This window comes from Cupriavidus sp. NPDC089707, from assembly GCF_044748965.1.
Taxonomy (GTDB): Bacteria; Pseudomonadota; Gammaproteobacteria; order Burkholderiales; family Burkholderiaceae; genus Cupriavidus.
Genome location: NZ_JBIVHB010000005.1, coordinates 182445 through 201108, shown reverse-complemented (window position 1 = coordinate 201108; position 18664 = coordinate 182445). Strand labels below are relative to the sequence as shown.

Below are 18664 nucleotides of genomic sequence, written 5' to 3'. Positions count from 1 at the left end.
ATCGGCACCATCGCGTCGATCGACTTCAGGCCGGTCTGCACCGGCTGGCTCACCGACTGACGTGCGATCACGCCCGGAGCCACCTTCTCGATCACGTCCGATTCCTTGGCGTTGATCGGGCCCTTGCCGTCGATCGGCTGGCCCAGCGTGTTGACCACGCGGCCCAGCAGTTCCTTGCCCACCGGCACTTCCAGAATGCGGCCGGTGCACTTGACCGTGTCGCCTTCGGAAATGTGTTCGTACTCACCCAGCACCACGGCGCCGACCGAGTCGCGCTCGAGGTTCAGCGCGAGGCCGAAGGTGTTGCCGGGGAATTCCAGCATCTCGCCCTGCATCACGCCGGACAGGCCATGCACGCGGCAGATACCATCGGTCACGGAAATCACCGTGCCGGTGTTGCGCACTTCAGCTTCGGCGCCAAGACCCGAGATGCGGGTCTTGATCAGCTCGCTGATTTCTGAGGGGTTCAGTTGCATCACAATGCTCCTAATTCTTCAATCCGTCGGACGGCCGCTCAGGCGGCGGTCAGCGCGGTTTGCATGGCTGCCAGGCGCGCACGCACGGAGGTGTCGAGCACTTCGTCGCCAACCTTGACGCTGACGCCGCCGATCAGGGACGGGTCCACCGCCACCTGCGCGTACAGCTTGCGGCCGAACTTGCGTTCGAGTGCGGCGACCAGGTCGTTCAGCTGACCATCTTCCAGCGGGAAAGCGCTGGTGATCTCAACGTCGGACGACCCTTCGCGGGCGTTCTTGAGCGCATGGAACTGTTCGGCGATGTCAGGCATCACCGACAGGCGGCCGTTCTCCACCAGCAGCTTGACGAAGCGGCGTGCCTCGTCGCTGACCGGGGACTTCAGCACCGACAGGAACAGTTCGGCCAGCTTGTCGCCGGGAACGTTCGGATCGTCGGCGACCGCCTTCATGTCGGCATTGGCGGCAACCTGCCCCATTTCCGACACCAGCTCGGACCATGCACCCAGGTTGCCTGCGCTCGAATCACTGGCGACGCGGAACAGCGCCTCAGCGTAGGGACGGGCAATGGTTGCGGTTTCAGCCATGATTAGAGCTCAGCCTTGAGTTGATTGAGCAGGTCGTTGTGGACCTGCGCGTTCACTTCACGCTTGAGGATCTGCTCGGCACCCTTGACGGCCAGCACGGCGACCTGGTCGCGCAGTTCTTCGCGCGCGCGGGTAACCTGCTGTTCGGCTTCGGCCTTGGCCTGGGCAATGATGCGTGCGGCTTCTGCCTGGGCGTTTTGCTTGATCTCGTCGGCCGTCAGCTGGGCGCGCTTCTCGGCGTCAGCGACGCGTTGAGCGCCTTCGGTGCGGGCTTCGGCCATGGCCTGGTCCACACGCTTGTTGGCGAGTTCAAGCTCGGCCTTGCCCTTCTCGGCAGCGGCGAGGCCATCGGCGATCTTCGTTGCGCGTTCGTCGAGCGCCTTCACCAGCGGCGGCCAAATGAATTTGGCAACAACCCACCACAGGATGAAGAACACGACCATCTGCGCAAAAAACGTTGCGTTCAGATTCATGGTGTGTTCCTTTCGGTAATCAAACTACAGATAAATGCACAAAAGGCGGCCAGGCTGGTGGCCCGCGCCGCCCGTCAGCATCATGCAGACCGAAAAGAATTACTTGATGACAGCCAGCAGCGGGTTGGCGAAGGCGAACAGCATTGCAACACCCACGCCGATCAGGAATGCCGCGTCGATCAGGCCAGCCAGCACGAACCACCTGGATTCCACCCGCCACAACACAACGCGCTGACGTGCGCAGGCTTCGATGTACTTGCCACCCATCAGGGCGATACCCAGGCAGGCGCCGATTGCGCCCAGGCCGATGATGATGCCGATACCGATGGCGGTCAGACCCTGGATGTTGGCGAGAAATTCTTGCATGACGACTCCTTTAATTTAGAGAGACTTAGAACCAAAAAATTAAAAAACCAAAAACCTAAAACTTTAAACCTGCGGCGATCAGTGGTGATCGTGAGCCTGGCCGATGTACACCAGCGTCAGCATCATGAAAATGAAAGCCTGGAGCAGAACGATCAGGATGTGGAAGATCGCCCAGACCGCGCCGGCAAGGACGTGGCCGACAAAGCCCAGCGCCGACAGGTCAGCACCGAACGTCCAGATGGAACCCAGCAGCGCGATCAGCAGGAACACCAGTTCGCCGGCGTACATGTTGCCGAACAACCGCATGCCGAGCGAAACGGCCTTGGCCAGGAATTCGATGAGGTTCAGGACCAGGTTGAACGGGGCCAGGTACCACTTGGCGCCGAACGGGGCCGAGAACAGTTCGTGCATGAAGCCGCCCGCGCCCTTGATCTTGAAGCTGTAGTAGATCATCAGCACCAGCACGGCGCAGGACATGCCCAGCGTGCCGTTCAGGTCAGCCGTGGCCACCGCGCGGTGGTGGGGCAGATGGATGTGGAAGATGCCCAGGACATGATTCAGGCCCGTGACCCAGTCCACCGGGATCAAGTCGATCGCGTTCATCATGGTGATCCAGCAGAACACCATCAGTGCCAGCGGAGCGATCCACGACCGGTCGCCGTGAATGATTCCCTTGGCCTGGTCGTCGACCATCTCGACGATCATTTCAACGAAAGCCTGGAAGCGGCCCGGCACGCCCGAGGTGACGCGGCGCGCGGCGGCATACAGGAACAGCACGGCGATGGCGCCGCACAGGACCGACCAGAACACCGTGTCATAGTTGATCACGGAGAAATCGACCACCGACGACTGCTTGCCGCCGACCGAGTTCAAGTTCTGCAAGTGTTCGGCGATATAGCCGGAGGGTGTCAGCACGTGTTCCGCGCTTTGGGTAGCTTCTGCCATTGTCGAGTCGAACGGTATATTGCGAAATCTTCAGGCCGCGCGCCGCTACTTCTGTGCAGCGCCCGGTACGCGTCTTGCATTGCCTTCGGCGGATTCGCCGGTCACCGCGATGCAAGAGGGTTTCCAACCTTGACCGTATCCAGTGTCACCGCTGTGAAACCACGGTGAAACCGCCACGGAAACATCTTGATATTCCGTTTCGGTGCCCCACCTGCGGATGAAGCACCTGTTTTGTGCAGCGGCCTAGCGCATTGCGAGGGCCACCACCCAGTAAGTCTTGAGCGCCAGCAGGAACGTGACCAGCATCGGTACCCAACGCAGATCCCGGTACAGCACCACCACCAGCACCAGCATGGCCACGGTGGCAAATACCTTGATCGCCTCGCCGAGGACCAGCCCGCCGATCGATGCACGATCCCGCGCGACCCACAGCCGGAACGCGAAGAATCCGCTCGGCACGAAGCACACCATGCCGCCGAACAGCGCCGACCAGCCGTACGGCCCCGCCTCTTTCCCGAACAACGCCCAGCACAATGCCGACAGCAGGGAAACGATCACCTGCGCCAGGACAACCTTGCCCGGGGTCATGCGCGAAGGACGCAGCGCGCGTTCTCCAAGCAGCTTCACCGCATCGGCGTGCGACAGCGGATCGACAGCTTCCTCTTCACGGTCTGCGCCTTCTTTCCAGTCGTCCCAGTCATCTTCCTGACGGGAACCAGCGCTGCGCTGCTGACGGTCTCGAACCACTACCTGCCTGCCTCATTCCAGGCCGGAACTTATCGGCCCGACCAGAATTCAAACCGCACGATTTTAAGGGGAACTACTGATTCGCGTCAATCTGCTTACAGTTAGCTTGCAGTGCATTGCGCACAACGGTTGCCATCACGATTGCATGATGACTTTCCGAAAATTGCGCGGCAATGACGTTTGACGTAATTGGATTGCGCAGCGGACCCTGCGCATGATGGTCGATTACCGGGTACGCTGCACGCATACCGATAATCGGTCCGGCCACTGCTGCATCGATGCAACAGTCATCCCTGCAATGGCCGGTTATCGCCCGCTTTTTCAGGCTGCCTGTTGCCCTTCGCGGGCCTCGCGCAAGCGCACGAGCACGCCCTCGAGCGCATCGTTGTTGCTGAAGTGGATGGTGAGCTGGCCCTTACCGCGCGCGCTCAGCTTGATCTGCACGGACAGTCCCAGCGCATCAGACAACTCTTCTTCCAACCGCGCCACGTCGCGGATGTTGCTGACGCCCTTCTGCTTGAGCGACTTCAGGTCGAACGGCTTGAGGGTGGATGCCACCAGCTTTTCAGTCTCGCGCACCGACAGCCGCTTGTTCACGACCTGGTTCGCCAGCGTGATCTGGTTGGCGCCGTCGACAGCGAGCAGCGCGCGCGCGTGGCCCATGTCGAGATCGCCCGCCATCAGCATGGTCTGCACCGGCGCCGCCAGGTTCAGCAGGCGCAGCAGGTTGGACACGGCGCTGCGCGAGCGCCCCACCGACTCGGCGGCCTGCTCGTGCGTAAACTTGAACTCGCGGATCAGGCGCATGATGCCCTGCGCTTCTTCCAGCGGGTTCAGGTCTTCACGCTGGATGTTCTCGATCAGCGCCATCGCGGCCGCGGCTTCGTCGGCCACGTCCTTGACCAGCACCGGCACCTTGTCCAGCCCCGCAAGCTTCGACGCGCGGTAACGGCGTTCGCCGGCAATGATCTCGTAGCGATCCGGCTCGCCCACGCGCCGCACCAGGATCGGCTGCATCAGGCCCTGGGCGCGGATGCTTGCAGCAAGCTCCTGCAGCGCGCCTTCGTCCATGCGCGTACGCGGCTGGTACTTGCCCGGCTGCAACTGGTCCACGTGCAACACGCTGGGCGCGCCCTCCTGCTTCGCGGTCTCGACGATCTCGGCGGGACCGCCCAGCAACGCTTCCAGGCCACGGCCCAAGCCCTTCTTCTTTGCCGGCGTCTTTGCGGTACTCATGGTCAATGCCTCCTTCAGCTTCAGCCCAGCTGCCTGACGCGCGCGATCATCTCGGCGCCAAAGTCCAGGTACGCCTTGGCGCCCTTGGATGACGGATCGAAGGCCACGCCCGGCATGCCATAGGACGGTGCCTCAGCCAGGCGCACGTTGCGCGGGATCAGGGTCTTGAACACCTTGTCACCGAAGTGCGATTCGAGCTGCGCCGACACCTGCTGCTGCAGCGTGACGCGCGGGTCGAACATCACGCGCAGCAGGCCGATCACCTTGAGCTCGCGGTTCAGGTTGGCGTGCACCTGCTTGATGGTGTTGACCAGGTCGGACAGCCCTTCGAGCGCGAAATATTCGCACTGCATCGGCACGATCACGCCATGCGCTGCGCACAGCCCGTTCAGCGTCAGCAGCGACAGTGACGGCGGGCAGTCGATCAGCACGAAGTCGTACTCGTCGTCGACTTCATCTATGGCCTGCTTGAGCCGGCGCTCGCGCTGATCGAGTTCGACCAGTTCGACTTCGGCACCAGCGAGCTCTCGGTTGGCCGGCAGTACGTCGTACCTGCCGGTCTCGGATTTCTGGCGCGCCTGCGGGACGCTGGCCAGGCCAACCAGCACCTGGTATACGCTGTGTTCCAGCGCCTGCTTGTCGATGCCCGAACCCATCGAGGCATTGCCCTGCGGATCCAGGTCGACCAGCAGCACGCGCTGGTCCTGCGCGGCCAGGCCGGCGGCGAGGTTCACCGTGGTGGTGGTCTTGCCCACCCCGCCCTTCTGGTTTGCAATCACGAATACCTTGGCCATATGCTCCTGAGGCTCCTGCGTCAAATCATCCGGCCAGCCTCTTGGCCGGCAGTTCGCGACGCTGCTTGCAGCGCCGCGGCGTAAGTCATGCGTGCGCGCCTGCGCGCCGCGACAGCACCACCAGGTGGCGCTCAGCATCCAGTCCCGGCACGGTGAGGCGCGGTACATCATCGACTTGCCAGTGGGCCATCAGCCCGGCGGCTGCCATCCGGTCCAGCTCAGCCTGTGGATAAACACCCTTCATGGCGATCAGCTTGCCGTGCGGCGCGAGCAGTTGGCCCGACAGGTTCACGAAGTCGGTCAGTTCGGCAAAGGCGCGCGAGGTGATCACGGCAAAGCCGTCTGCGTCTTCCAGCTTCTCCACCGGGCCCCAGTGTGCCGCGGCGTTGGCCAGACCAAGCTGGGCGCGGCACTGCGTCAGAAACGCTGTCTTCTTCTGCACGATGTCGACCATCAGCACCGACACGTCGGGACACGCTATCGCCAACGGCAGCCCGGGCATGCCGCCGCCGGAGCCGACGTCCAGCACCCTGCCCCGCGCGGGCATACCTACCTCTGCAAAACGCGCGGCGGCGGCCAGTGCGGGCACTGCAGCCAGCGAATCCAGCATGTGATGCGTAAGCATCTCATCAGGATGGCGGATTGCGGTCAGGTTATAGACGCTGTTCCATTTGCGCAGCAGCGCGAGGTAGTCGAACAGCCTGTCGATCTGTGCCGGTGCCAGTACCAGCCCGATCTCGGCGAGGCCGGCTTCAAGACGACGACGCTGCGTGGCGTCGTCCGTCATGGTGTGTCGAGCGCCCGCCACTCAGGCCGCCTCTTCCGAGGTGTCGCCAGCAGCCGCCGACTCGGCGCGCGTGCGGCCGAGCCCCTTCTTCTTCAGGTGTACCAGCAGCAGCGAGATCGCCGCCGGGGTCACGCCAGAGATGCGCGATGCCTGGCCCAGCGTTTCCGGGCGATGCTGGTTCAGCTTCTGGCTGACCTCGAAGCCCAACCCGCGTACCTCGGTGTAGTCGAGATTTTCAGGCAGGCGAGTCGATTCATTGGCTTCCAGCTTGTCGACTTCGGCAGCCTGACGGGCGATGTAGCCGTGGTACTTGATGCCGATCTCGATCTGCTCACGGATCTGGTCAGCCAGCATGGCATCGGCGTCGAGCGGTGCTTCGGGCGCATGGCGGCCGCCCTGCAGCGCCATCAGCGCCTCATAGCGGACTTCCGGCCGGCGCAGCAAGTCGGCCAGGCTGTACTCCCGCTCGATCGGCTTCCCCAGCAGCGGCACGGCGTCTTCCGGCGGAAGCATGCCCGGGTTCACCCACGTGCTCTTCAGGCGCTCTGTTTCACGTGAAACAGTATCGCGCTTGCGGTTGAAGGCATCCCAGCGTGCATCGTCAACGACACCCAGCTCACGGCCGATCTCCGTCAGCCGCATGTCAGCGTTGTCCTCGCGCAGGCTCAGGCGGAATTCAGCGCGGCTGGTGAACATGCGGTACGGCTCGGTTACGCCGCGCGTGATCAGGTCATCGACCAGCACACCCAGGTAGGCCTGGTCGCGGCGCGGCGTCCAGGCATCGCGTTCCCGCACATAGCAGCCGGCGTTGATACCGGCCAGCAAGCCCTGCGCTGCCGCTTCTTCATAGCCGGTGGTGCCGTTGATCTGGCCAGCAAAGAACAGACCGCGGATCGCCTTGCTCTCCAGGGATGACTTAAGGCCGCGCGGATCGAAGTAGTCGTATTCGATGGCATAGCCAGGGCGCAGGATATGCGCGTTCTCCAGGCCGCGGATCGAATGCACCAGCTCTAGCTGCACGTCGAACGGCAGGCTGGTCGAAATCCCGTTCGGGTAGAACTCGTTTGTGGTCAGCCCTTCCGGCTCCAGGAAGATCTGGTGGCTTTCCTTGCTGGCAAAGCGATGGATCTTGTCCTCGATGCTCGGGCAGTAGCGCGGCCCTACTCCTTCAATCACGCCGGTGTACATCGGCGAACGATCGAGACCCCCGCGGATGATGTCGTGCGTGCGGCTGTTGGTATGGGTGATCCAGCAAGGCAGCTGCTGCGGATGCTGCTCCGGTCGGCCCAGGAAGGAGAACACCGGCACCGGGTCCAGGTCGCCGGGCTGCTCTTCCATCACCGAGAAGTCGATGGTACGACCGTCGATGCGCGGCGGCGTGCCGGTCTTCAGGCGGCCCTGCGGCAGCTTCAGCTCCTTCAGGCGCGCCGACAGCGAAACCGCTGCCGGATCACCTGCACGGCCGCCGGTGTAGTTATCCAGCCCAACGTGGATCTTGCCGTCCAGGAAGGTGCCCGCGGTCAGCACCACGGCACGGCCACGGAAGGCAATGCCAACCTGCGTCATGGCACCAACCACCCTGTCGCCCTCGACCATCAGGTCATCCACAGCTTGCTGGAACAGCATCAGGTTCGGCTGATTTTCCAGACGGGTGCGAATCGCCTTACGGTACAGCACACGATCGGCCTGCGCGCGCGTGGCGCGCACCGCCGGTCCCTTGCTGGAGTTGAGGATGCGGAACTGGATGCCGGCCTCATCCGTGGCGGCCGCCATGGCGCCGCCCATCGCGTCCACTTCCTTGACCAGGTGTCCTTTGCCGATACCGCCGATAGACGGATTGCAGCTCATCTGACCCAGCGTCTCGATGTTGTGGGTCAGCAGCAGCGTCTGGCAGCCCATACGCGCGGCCGCGAGTGCTGCTTCAGTGCCGGCGTGACCACCACCGACGACGATGACATCGAATTCTTTTGGGTAAAGCATGGGACACCTCCTCCGGGAGGCTGCGGGAAAAACGGGAATGCGAAATTATAGCGGCAATCGACTGGCCGCCTTTCGGCCGACACCATGTTTCACGTGAAACATGGCGCTTGCGATACCTGCCCGTGGCCGTCAAGCGACGTCCTGGTGCACTGAAATGTTCCACGTGAAACAAAAACCGGGCACAAGGCCCGGCCAATGTTTCACGTGGAACAAGCTGCTCAGAGGCTGGAGCAGATATACGCTGCCACCAGCCCCGTCAGCTTGCCAAGGTCGCGCTGCAAGGTATCGAACCCGGCATTCCGCTCCCGCGTTTTCTCGTCCATATAGAGTGGGCGGCGGATCTCGATCTGCAGGCTGCTACGCCGTTCGGCAGGCCGCCCAATCTGGGCGATCAGTTGCACGCCTTTGTACGGGTCGTTGCGCGCCACCGTGTAGCCCATACCGCGCAACTCGCGCTCGACCAGATCGACCAGCCCCGGCTCGCAGGTAGTGCCATCCCGGTCTCCCAGCACGAAGTCCGCCAGCGGGTGCGGGCTGTCGATCTTCAGGCGCTCATAGGCGTTGTTCGGCATCGAGTGCAGGTTCAGGTGCCAGACCGCCCCAAAACGCCGGTAAGTGCCCTCCACAGCCTCGGCGAGCGCCACATGGTACGGGCGGTAATAGCGGTCCAGACGCCCCTGCACTTCCGCCACCGACAGCCGGCGGTCGTAGATCGGGGTGTTCGCATCGATCCGGCTCCACACCAGGCCGTAGCCCAGGCTGGTCTTCGGTCCCGGCGCCAGCGCCGTTGGCCACGGTCCGTCCAACTGATCCGGGTCGATATCGTCGGCCATTCGGTTCGGGTCGATATAGACACGTGGGAATGTCGCCGCCAGCAGCGTCCCACCTACTGCTGGCACCGCAGCCCACAGCGCATCGACATGCGTGTCTTCACCGCCGCGCAGCCGTGCCGCAGGAATGGCTGCGCCGAAATCAGCCGGGTACACGGTGCCGCTATGCGGCGAGTCGCACACCAGCGGCAGCGCCTCCCCTTCCGGCAGCCGCACGATGACCGGCGGCAGCGCGCCCTGGTTATTCGCTTCAGCCATGCCTCAGTCCAGCTTGATCTCGGCAGCCTTGGCCACGCGGGCATAGCGCGCCATCGCTTGCTGGATCTGCGCCTTGAACTGCTCCGGCGTGGTCGGCACCAGCGTGCCGCCCGACTCTTCCACCTTGCGCTTGAACTCGGGGTTCAGCATTGCCTTGTGGATGGCCTGGTTCAGCTTGGTGATGATCACGGGAGGCGTTCCGGCCGGGGCGACAATACCGAACCAGCCGCCATCGCCCATGTCCTTGAAGCCCAGCTCGGCATACGTCGGCACGTTCGGCAGCTGTGCCGAGCGCGACGCGCCCAGCACCGCCAGCGCGCGCAGCTTGCCGGATTTCACGTGAGGCAGCGTAGACGACAGGTTGTCGGTAATGGCATTGACCTGCCCCGCCACGGCGTCATTCAGCGCCAGGCCCGCCCCCTTGTACGGCACGTGCAGCAGGTCAATTTTGGCCAGCATCATGAAGTTTTCGATGTTGACGTGGCCGAGCGAGCCGGCACCCGGCGAGGCAAAGCTGTACTTGCCCGGACTGGCCTTGGCCAGGGCGATGAACTCCTGCATCGTCTTGGCCGGCACGCTCGGGTGTACGGCGAACACGCTGGGAATGGCAACCACGTTGGTCACCGGGGCGAAGTCCTTGATCGGGTCGTACTTCAGCTTCGGGTAAACAGCCGGGTTGGAGCCGTGCGTGCTGACCGTGGCCATGCCGATGGTGTAGCCGTCCGGTGCCGAGCCAGCCACCTGCTCCATGCCAAGCGAACCGCCGGCGCCGCCCTTGTTCTCCACCACGATGGACTGGCCCAACTCGCGCCCGGCGAATTCGGCCACCAGTCGCGCCGACAGGTCGGTCGATCCACCTGCGGCAAACGGCACGATCAAACGGATCGGGCGGGTCGGATAGTTCGCCTGTGCGAAAGCGCTGCCGGCAAATACCAGCGTGGCGGCGGCTGCGGCGCCCGACAGCATCAGCTGGCGGCGCGTCATCGTGGCTCGGTTCATGGGGCTTTCTCCTGTTGTTTTATGGGAAGGAACGGAGCGAGTGTCGGGCGTTTACCGGCTGCGCACAAACGACTATATTGCACGTTTGCATTACCAAAGATCATCCTGAAGGCGCCCGGAATATACCTTGGCGCATCCCGCAGGCCCGCCCTCCCCTCTCCTTGCCTGTACCCTGCCCCATGCGGCTGCGTTCCCCATCGATGTCCGAGTTGCATGCCTTTGCCGCCGCGGCAAAGCTGGGCAGCTTCACCCGTGCGGCGGACACGCTGTGCGTCACCCAGGGCGCGATCAGCCGGGCGATCGCCCGGCTGGAAGAACACTTCGGCCAGCCGCTGCTCCAGCGCAACGCACATCGGCTGGTGTTGACCGATGCCGGCCGGCAGCTGCTCGATGCCGTCGCCGAGCCGCTGGCTGCGATCGAGAACGCCAGCGCCGCGCTGCTGGCCGGCGACCGACGCCACCGCCTGACGCTATCGGTCGTGCCGACGCTTGCAAGCGTGTGGCTGGTGCCGCGGCTGCCGGATTTCCATCGGCGCTACCCGGAAATCCACCTCGACTTCGTTCCGTACCAGCGTGATGAAGATCTCTCGGGGGCTACACCCGACGCCGCCATCCTGGCGGGCGAAGCGGGCAAGTGGCCGGGTCTGCAGGTCGACTACGTGATCGGGCGTGAAATGGTTCCGGTCTGTCATCCGGACCGCGCCCGTGCACGCCGCGAGGCCGGGCGCTGGCAGACGCCGGCGGAGTTGTTGCAGGAACCCCTGCTCTATCACACGTCCGCGCCGGCCAACTGGCAGAACTGGCTGCGAGCGGCCGGCGTACCCACCGCTGCGCCGATGTTATCCACAGCGTTCGACCAGGTATCGATCTTGATCCAGGCTGTTCGTGCCGATATGGGGGTCGCGGTGTTGCAGCGATGCCTCGTGAGAGACGAAATTGCTGCGGGACGTGTTTTTGCGCCGTTTGATTTGCCGATTTCGCTGCAACGGGGCTATTTCTTGTGCGCGCCGCGAGAACGTCGTGACCATCTGGCGTTAAACCGGTTCCGCGACTGGTTGTTGGAGACTGCGCAGCAAGAAGCTTTCAAGGACACTCAAAAACATTTTCATGAAAAATAAACTCAGCAACATGCAGAGGTATATATTCTTTCTGCAAATATCAATGCCAGAATCATCAATTGAATCGATAGCAAAGGCAGATTCACGAAGTCCTTAATTTATTCAACGAATCAAAACGTATCCCACCCTGCGCCGCTACCTCAGACATCAGAAAACAGGGCTCCAAAACCACTTATCCCCAAAGTTATTCACATGAGAAATGAAAAAGGGCCCGCCTAAGCGGGCCCTCATTCATCCGGCTATCATCCTTATGGATTAAGCGGCCTTTTTCACCAATCCAAGATACGTTTCAATCACCTTCGGGTTCGCCGCCAACTCGCCGGCCGGCCCCTCCATCGACATATCCCCAGTCTCGATCACATAGGCATAGTCCGCTACCTGCAGCGCCGCCCGCGCGTTCTGCTCGATCAACAGCGTGGCCACGCCGGTCTGGCGCAGGTTGCTGATGATGTGGAAGATCTCCTTGACGATCAGCGGCGCCAGCCCGAGGCTGGGCTCGTCCAGCATCAGCAACTGCGGCTTGGCCATCAACGCGCGCCCCACCGCCAGCATCTGGCGCTCGCCACCCGATAGCGTGCCGGCATCCTGGCGCGCACGCTCGCGCAGGCGCGGGAACAAGTCGTAGACCACGTCCATCTGGTCCAGGTAGTTTTTCTCGCCGGCACGCTTGCGGCGGAACGCGCCGAGCAGCAGGTTATCCTCGACCGTCATCGACGCGAACAACTCGCGCTTCTCCGGCACCAGGCACATGCCGCGCGCGACGCGGCCCTCCACCGGGATGCCCGCCATGTCGTGGCCAAGAAAGCTGACCGCGCCGCTTGCCGAACCGATGACCGGCAGCGCCCCCATGATCGCATTGAGCATCGTCGACTTGCCAGCGCCGTTCGGGCCGATCACCGTCACGATCTTGCCGGCTTCCACCTTCAGGTTGGCGCCGTGCACCGCTTCCACCTTGCCGTAGCGGACGTGGAGGTCCTTCACTTCCAGAATCAGGCTCATGTCGCTTTCTCTGTCGCTCCGTTACTCCACGCCACCGAGGTAGGCTTCCAGCACGGCCGGGTTCTTCTGCACTTCCTCGGGCACACCCTCGGCAATGCGCGTGCCGAACTCCATTACCACCAGCCGGTCGGTCAGGTTCATCACGAAGTCCATGTCGTGCTCGACCAGCAGCACGCTCATGCCCTCGCCCTTTAGCTTGCGCAGAAGGTCGGCCAGCGCCTGCTTCTCCTTGTAGCGCAGGCCCGCCGCCGGCTCGTCGAGCAGCAGCAGCGCGGGGTCGCAGCACAGGGCGCGCGCGATCTCCAGGATGCGCTGCTGGCCCAGCGCCAGGCTGCCCGCCTCCATGTACATGCAGTCGGCCAGGCCTACGCGTTCCAGCTGTCGCTTCGCCTCGAACAGCAGCTTCTCTTCCTCGACCTTGTTCATGCGCAGGATCGCCGCCGAGACACCGCCTTGCGCGCGGAAGTCGCCACGCAGGTGTGCACCGATGGCAACGTTCTCCAGCACCGTCATAGTCGGCAGCAGGTGCACATGCTGGAAGGTGCGGCCAATGCCGCGCTTGACGATCTCGCGCGACGGCAGGCCAGAGATCACCTCACCCCGATAGCGCACCTCGCCACGCGTGACCGGCAGCACACCCGTCACCAGGTTGAAGGTGGTGGATTTTCCGGCCCCGTTGGGGCCGATCAGGCCGATGATTTCGCCCGCACGCACCTGGAAGCTGACATCGTTGACCGCAACCAGCCCGCCGAACTCCTTGCGCGCGGCACGCACGTCGAGGATCAGCTCGCCTGCCTCGGGCTTCTGGCGCACAGCCAGCGCCTCGGCTTGCGCCGGCGCCAGCACCGCGGGGCCCGACGGAAACAGCCGGCGCAGGAACGGCCAGATGCCATCGCGCGCGTATTGCAGTAACAGCACCAGCAGCACGCCGAAGACGATGATCTCGAAGTTGCCGTCGGCCCCGAGCAGCTTCGGCAGCACACCCTGGAGCACGTCCTTCAGGATGGTCAGGATGCCGGCGCCGAGCACCGCGCCCCACACGTGGCCAACGCCACCCACCACCGCCATGAAGAGATACTCGATGCCGTAGTTCAGCCCGAACGGCGTCGGGTTCACCGCGCGCTGCAGATGCGCGTACAGGAAGCCCGACACACACGCGAGGATCGCCGCCACCACGAAGATCACCACCTTCATCCATGCGGTGTTCACACCCATCGCCTCGGCCATCACGCCGCCGCCCTTCAGCGCGCGAATGGCACGGCCGGGGCGCGAGTTCAGCAGGTTCTGCGTCGCCAGCACGGCCAGCAGCACCACCGCCCAGATCAGGTAGAACATCGAGCGGCCGGACTGCAGCTCGATGCCGAACAGCGACAACACCGGGATCCCGCTGATGCCGTCATACTTGCCCAGGAACTCCAGGTTGCCGAACACGAAGAACAGCGACAGGCCCCACGCAATCGTCGCCAGCGGCAGGTAGTGCCCGGACATGCGCATGGTGATCAGCCCGATCACATAGGCCGACGCCACCGTGATCACCAGCCCCACCAGCAGCCCGAACCACGGCGACAGCCCGAACTGCGTGGTCAGGTACGCGGTACTGTACGCGCCCAGCCCCACGAACGCGGCCTGTCCGAACGATGTCATGCCGCCCACGCCGGTCAGCAGTACCAGCCCGATCGCGACGATGCCGTACAGGCCGATGTAGTTGCCCAGCGTGATCCAGAATTCCGGCGTCGGCAGCACCGGCAGCAGCGCCAGCACGACGATGAAGGCGAGCACCAGCAGCCGGTTGCGGCTTAGCCGCGCGCGGCTGCCGGCCTCGGCGCCGGTCGCGGCCGCCGCTTGCTTGTCGGTCAGCATGGTCATGGCTTATTCCTCCTCCTCGACATGCTTGCTCGTCAGCGAGCGCCACAGCAGCACCGGAATGATCAGTGTGAAGACGATGACCTCCTTGAACGCGCTGGCCCAGAAGGACGAATAGGATTCGAGCAGGCCTACCAGCAGCGCACCCAGTGCTGCGACCGGATAGCTGACCAGCCCGCCGACGATGGCGCCGACAAAGCCCTTCAGGCCCACCAGGAAGCCTGACTCGTAGTACACCGTGGTCAGCGGCGCGATCAGGACGCCGCACAGCGCGCCCATTGCCGCGGCCAGCGTGAACGACAGCCGTCCCGCCTGCGTGGTGCCGATGCCGACCAGGCGCGCCCCCAGCCGGTTCACCGCGGTCGCGCGCAGCGCCTTGCCCTGCAGCGTGCGCTCGAAGTAGAAGTACAGCGCACCAATCAGCAGCGCCGACACGCCCACCACCCACAGGCTCTGGCCCGAGACGCTGAGCGCGCCCACTTCGAAGCGCGCCTCCGAGAACGCCGTGGTGCGCGAGCCCTCCGCGCCGAACATCACCAGCCCCAGCCCCACCAGCGCGAAGTGCACGCCGACCGATACGATCAGCAGCACCAACGTGCTGGCCTCGGCCAGCGGCTGGTAAGCGAGCCGGTACAGCATCGGCCCGAGCGGGATGATGACCAGCAGCGTCAGCGCAATCTGCGCGACCATCGGCAGCGGCTGCGCGCCGTATTGCTGGACCACCCAGTGCACCGCCAGCGGGAACACCAGGTACTTGCCGGCCAGCACCGCCAGCCGCTGCCCCAGCGTGCGCCGCAGCTCGGCGCTGCGCAGCACGGTCACGGTTTCATAGACGAACGTCAGCGCGCCCATGGCCAGCAGCAGCCAGCTGGTCTGCGGCGCATGCCCGGCCTGCATCGCGGCCAGCGTCAGCGCGCCGTAGGCAACGAACTCCCCTTGCGGGATGAAGATGACGCGCGTCACCGAGAACACCAGCACAAGAGCCAGTGCCAGCAGCGCGTAGATCGCGCCCGAGGTGATGCCGTCCTGCGCCAGGATGGCGGCGATAGATAGGTCCATTGTCTCCCCGTATCGTTGGAATACCTGCCTGCTTCGAAGGGGGCCGACAGGGTGCTGCGCGCGGTGGGACGCGGTGGAATTTACGAAATGGTAAACGGGTTACCCATTGCGGAAATACTCGGCAACCCTAGGTATTGCGGTACGGCAGAAAAAAAGGCGCATGGCAAAACCCATGCGCCCTGCTTCACCCTTGCTTCCCTGTCACTCAGGAATTTTGTGCAGCGGCTTATTTCAGCAGCTTCCACTTGCCGTCGACGATCTGCACCATCACGCGTGCGCGCTGGTCGAAGCCGAGGTGATCGGTGGCGCTCATGTTCATGATGCCGTGCGACACTGGCAGGTTCCTGGTCTGCTCCATGGCGTCGCGCAGCGCCTTGCGGAATTCCTTGGTGCCGGGCTGGCCCTTCTTGAGCGCCTCGGGGATGGCGTGCTGCAGGATCAGGCCCGCATCCCAGGCATGGCCGCCGAAGGTCGAGACCTGGCCGCCGAAGGCTTTCTCGTAGGCAGTCTTGTAGGCCATGGCCGGCTTTTTCACCGGGTTGCTGTCGGGCAGTTGTTCGGCCACCAGCAGCGGGCCGGCCGGCAGGAACGTGCCTTCGCAATCCTTGCCGCAGACGCGCAGGAAGTCGGCGTTGGCCACGCCGTGCGTCTGGTAGACCTTGCCCTTGTAGCCGCGCTCCTTCAGCGTCTTGGCCGGCAGCGCCGCGGGCGTACCCGAGCCTGCGATCAGCACGGCGTCGGCGTTGGCGCTCATCATCTTCAGCACCTGGCCGGTCACCGAGGTGTCGGTGCGGGCAAAGCGCTCGTTGGCAACCACCTTGATCTTGCGCATCTCCGCCACCTTGGCGAACTCCTGCGCCCAGCTGTCGCCATAGGCGTCCGCGAAGCCAATGAAGGCCACCGTCTTCACGTTGTTGTTGCCCATGTGCTCGGCAATGGCAGTGGCCATGTGCGAGTCGTTCTGCGGGGTCTTGAAGACCCAGGCGCGTTTGGCATCCATCGGCTCGATGATGCGGGCCGACGCGGCCATGGTGATCATCGGCGTATCGTTCTCGGCGACCACGTCGACCATGGCCAGGGAGTTTGGCGTCACGGTGGAACCGACCACCACGTCAACCTTGTCTTCGCTGATCAGCTTGCGGGTGTTCTTGACCGCCGTGGTGGTGTCGGAAGCGTCGTCCAGGACGATGTACTCGATCTTCTTGCCCGCGATTTCCTTCGGCATCAGCGTGAAGGTGTTCTTCTCCGGAATACCCAGCGATGCCGCCGGACCCGTTGCCGACACCGTGACCCCAACCTTGACCTGCGCCTGGGCGGCACCGGCAACCAGGCAGGCCGCCGCGATTGCCAGCAGGCTGGCGCGCTTGAAATCCATCTTGTCTCCTTCGGTTCCTGAAACGGAAAGGCATCCGTCCAACGTCCACCGGCGGATGCCCATTCATTTTTTTCCGACCCCTCGGGCCTGACGCAGGCACATCGCCGGCACCTGCGCTACTGCCAGGAACGATGACACATCGTTCCCCATTTCCCGTCCACGCCGAGAACCCGCTCGCCCCTGGCGAACCGGCCCTTCACCCCGGAATTGACGCTTCTGTCATTCGCCGACCGCGCGGTCGGGAATGCGAATCGAGTCTATCACAGCGACTTGACGCGAAAAGCAGGATTAACCCGCATCAAGCGCCGCGCCCAGTCGCTCAGCGCGCAAAGGCATCCCACGCCGTCTTCAGGATCAACGCGCTCACCACCACGATAAACACCTTGCGCACGAACGCGCTGCCATGGCGCAACGCCAGCCGGCTGCCCACCTGGCTGCCGGCGACATTGGCCACCGCCATCACCAGCCCCAGTTGCCACCAGATATGGCCCTTGCTGGCGAGCAGCAGCAACGCCGCCAGGTTGGTGGCGAGGTTGACCAGCTTGGTCGACGCCGCGGCGTGCAGGAAGTCATAGCCGAACACGCGCACGAACACGATCATCAGGAAGCTGCCGGTGCCGGGGCCGAACACGCCGTCGTAGAAACCGAGCACCGCGCCGGCAAGCAAGGCCGCGAACCGTTCGCGGCCGCCTTTCAGCGTCGGCGCATGCTCTGCCCCCAGGTCCTTCTTGGCCAGCGTATACACCAGCAGCGTCACCAGGATGAACGGCAGCGCCTTGCGCATCGGCTCGGCCGGGATCATGGTCAACGCCCACGCACCGGCCATCGAGAAGACAAAGGCCGCCACCACCGCCGGCGCGGTCGCGCCCCAGTAGATGCGCACGCTGCGGCCGTAGCGCAGCGCGGCGTTGGCGGTGCCGGCGATCGAGCCTACCTTGTTGGTCCCCAGCAGCGTTGCCGGCGCCATGCCGGGATAGGCGGAGAACAGCGCCGGGATCTGGACCAGGCCGCCGCCGCCGGCGACCGCGTCGATCATGCCGGCGAGAAAGGCGGCAACCGCCAGGAATGCGAACTCCATCATTGCGGGAACGGGAAAAGGAAAAACGGGAGGAGGAAAGACGAGACGCGTCAGCCTCGGCTCAGCCGAGCACCTTGGCCGCCGGCACCAGGCTGCGCAGCCACATGCCGCCGGCATGCGGGGCAAAGCCGGGCGGCGCGCCGCCGTGCGCGCCGGCCAGCGCCGGGGTGAGCAGCGCATGGCGGATGCCATGGGCGCGCCCCCAGTCGGCCAGCGTGTCGCAGCTGGCGTCCAGGCAGGCGCGGGCCATGCCGGCATCAAGGCCGGGCCGTACCCACCATTCCGTAGCCAGGGCGGCCAGACCGGCCAGCTCCAGGCTCGGCACCAGCACCACCGGCAGGCAAGCCAGCACATCGTCCGGCGCGGCGCCATGGGCCAGCAGGCAGATCCCGCGTCCGGACTGCGCCAGCAACGCATCCAGCATCAGCCGCCGTGCCCTGGCCGCCGGCACCGGCATCGGCTGCACGGCTGCCAGCCAGGCCTCCAGCATGGCGCCGTCGGCACTTTGGCCCGCGCGTACCCACAACTGCGGTATGGGGCGTTGCGGCGCGGCGTCGGGACGATCCGAGCTGTCCGGTGGCGGCGGATCTTGGGAATCAGGGGGATAGGCAGGCATGGCGGGCAACGGAAGCGCCCGCATTGTCGCATGCGGCGGGGAGTGGAGTGATGCCAATCCGGCATGGCTGCCCCAAAATGA

18 protein-coding genes and 1 pseudogene are annotated in these 18664 nt (G+C 64.2%); 1 reads left to right on the top strand and 18 read right to left on the bottom strand.

Going from position 1 to position 18664, the window contains the following annotated elements; all coding sequences use genetic code 11:
* From ACIP1U_RS10995 to ACIP1U_RS10940, 12 genes and pseudogenes are all read right to left on the bottom strand, one after another.
* Positions 1-476: pseudogene (locus ACIP1U_RS10995) on the bottom strand (F0F1 ATP synthase subunit alpha); the annotation flags it as partial.
* A 38-nt stretch (positions 477-514) separates the two neighbouring features.
* Complete coding sequence (locus ACIP1U_RS10990; protein ID WP_400314648.1) at positions 515-1060, bottom strand: F0F1 ATP synthase subunit delta; 546 nt, start codon at positions 1058-1060, stop codon at positions 515-517.
* Positions 1061-1062: 2 nt separating this feature from the next.
* The gene (locus ACIP1U_RS10985) at positions 1063-1533 is read right to left on the bottom strand and encodes a F0F1 ATP synthase subunit B (protein ID WP_116383842.1); all 471 of its coding nucleotides are present in this window, start codon (positions 1531-1533) and stop codon (positions 1063-1065) included.
* Between the two features lie 99 nt (positions 1534-1632).
* Positions 1633-1899, bottom strand: coding sequence for a F0F1 ATP synthase subunit C (gene atpE / locus ACIP1U_RS10980; RefSeq protein WP_400314647.1), 267 nt, complete (start codon positions 1897-1899; stop codon positions 1633-1635).
* 78 nt (positions 1900-1977) lie between these two features.
* Positions 1978-2844, bottom strand: coding sequence for a F0F1 ATP synthase subunit A (atpB, locus tag ACIP1U_RS10975; protein WP_400314645.1), 867 nt, complete (start codon positions 2842-2844; stop codon positions 1978-1980).
* Between the two features lie 243 nt (positions 2845-3087).
* Positions 3088-3591: an ATP synthase subunit I gene (locus ACIP1U_RS10970; protein ID WP_400314644.1), complete on the bottom strand. Its 504-nt coding sequence runs from the start codon at positions 3589-3591 to the stop codon at positions 3088-3090.
* Between the two features lie 321 nt (positions 3592-3912).
* A complete protein-coding gene (locus ACIP1U_RS10965) occupies positions 3913-4827 on the bottom strand; it encodes a ParB/RepB/Spo0J family partition protein (RefSeq protein WP_400314642.1) in 915 nt (304 codons plus the stop codon).
* A gap of 20 nt (positions 4828-4847) precedes the next feature.
* Complete coding sequence (locus ACIP1U_RS10960; RefSeq protein ID WP_400314641.1) at positions 4848-5621, bottom strand: ParA family protein; 774 nt, start codon at positions 5619-5621, stop codon at positions 4848-4850.
* An 85-nt stretch (positions 5622-5706) separates the two neighbouring features.
* Positions 5707-6408, bottom strand: a complete 702-nt coding sequence (rsmG, locus tag ACIP1U_RS10955; protein WP_400314639.1) for a 16S rRNA (guanine(527)-N(7))-methyltransferase RsmG — start codon at positions 6406-6408, stop codon at positions 5707-5709.
* A gap of 21 nt (positions 6409-6429) precedes the next feature.
* On the bottom strand, positions 6430-8388 hold the full coding sequence (gene mnmG / locus ACIP1U_RS10950) for a tRNA uridine-5-carboxymethylaminomethyl(34) synthesis enzyme MnmG (RefSeq protein ID WP_400314637.1): 1959 nt from the start codon (positions 8386-8388) through the stop codon (positions 6430-6432).
* A gap of 218 nt (positions 8389-8606) precedes the next feature.
* The gene (locus ACIP1U_RS10945) at positions 8607-9476 is read right to left on the bottom strand and encodes an N-formylglutamate amidohydrolase (protein WP_400314635.1); all 870 of its coding nucleotides are present in this window, start codon (positions 9474-9476) and stop codon (positions 8607-8609) included.
* Positions 9477-9479: 3 nt separating this feature from the next.
* A complete protein-coding gene (locus ACIP1U_RS10940) occupies positions 9480-10475 on the bottom strand; it encodes a tripartite tricarboxylate transporter substrate binding protein BugE (RefSeq protein WP_400314633.1) in 996 nt (331 codons plus the stop codon).
* A 179-nt stretch (positions 10476-10654) separates the two neighbouring features.
* Between ACIP1U_RS10940 and ACIP1U_RS10935 the strand changes: the two genes are divergently transcribed.
* A complete protein-coding gene (locus ACIP1U_RS10935; protein WP_400314632.1) occupies positions 10655-11593 on the top strand; it encodes a LysR substrate-binding domain-containing protein in 939 nt (312 codons plus the stop codon).
* Positions 11594-11848: 255 nt separating this feature from the next.
* Here ACIP1U_RS10935 and ACIP1U_RS10930 read toward each other — a convergent pair whose 3' ends face one another.
* The 6 genes from ACIP1U_RS10930 to ACIP1U_RS10905 form a co-directional block, all read right to left on the bottom strand.
* Complete coding sequence (locus ACIP1U_RS10930; protein WP_400314630.1) at positions 11849-12592, bottom strand: ABC transporter ATP-binding protein; 744 nt, start codon at positions 12590-12592, stop codon at positions 11849-11851.
* A 21-nt stretch (positions 12593-12613) separates the two neighbouring features.
* Positions 12614-14458 carry an ATP-binding cassette domain-containing protein gene (locus ACIP1U_RS10925; RefSeq protein WP_400314629.1) on the bottom strand — a complete coding sequence of 615 codons (1845 nt, stop codon included), beginning with the start codon at positions 14456-14458 and terminating at the stop codon, positions 12614-12616.
* Positions 14459-14461: 3 nt separating this feature from the next.
* Entirely contained in the window at positions 14462-15514 is a 1053-nt protein-coding gene (locus ACIP1U_RS10920) for a branched-chain amino acid ABC transporter permease (protein WP_400314627.1), read from the bottom strand.
* Between the two features lie 226 nt (positions 15515-15740).
* Entirely contained in the window at positions 15741-16889 is a 1149-nt protein-coding gene (locus ACIP1U_RS10915) for an ABC transporter substrate-binding protein (RefSeq protein ID WP_400314625.1), read from the bottom strand.
* A gap of 319 nt (positions 16890-17208) precedes the next feature.
* Positions 17209-17967, bottom strand: a complete 759-nt coding sequence (locus ACIP1U_RS10910) for a sulfite exporter TauE/SafE family protein (protein ID WP_400314849.1) — start codon at positions 17965-17967, stop codon at positions 17209-17211.
* Positions 17968-18028: 61 nt separating this feature from the next.
* Positions 18029-18583 carry a hypothetical protein gene (locus ACIP1U_RS10905; protein ID WP_400314624.1) on the bottom strand — a complete coding sequence of 185 codons (555 nt, stop codon included), beginning with the start codon at positions 18581-18583 and terminating at the stop codon, positions 18029-18031.
* Between the last annotated feature and the right edge of the window lie 81 nt (positions 18584-18664).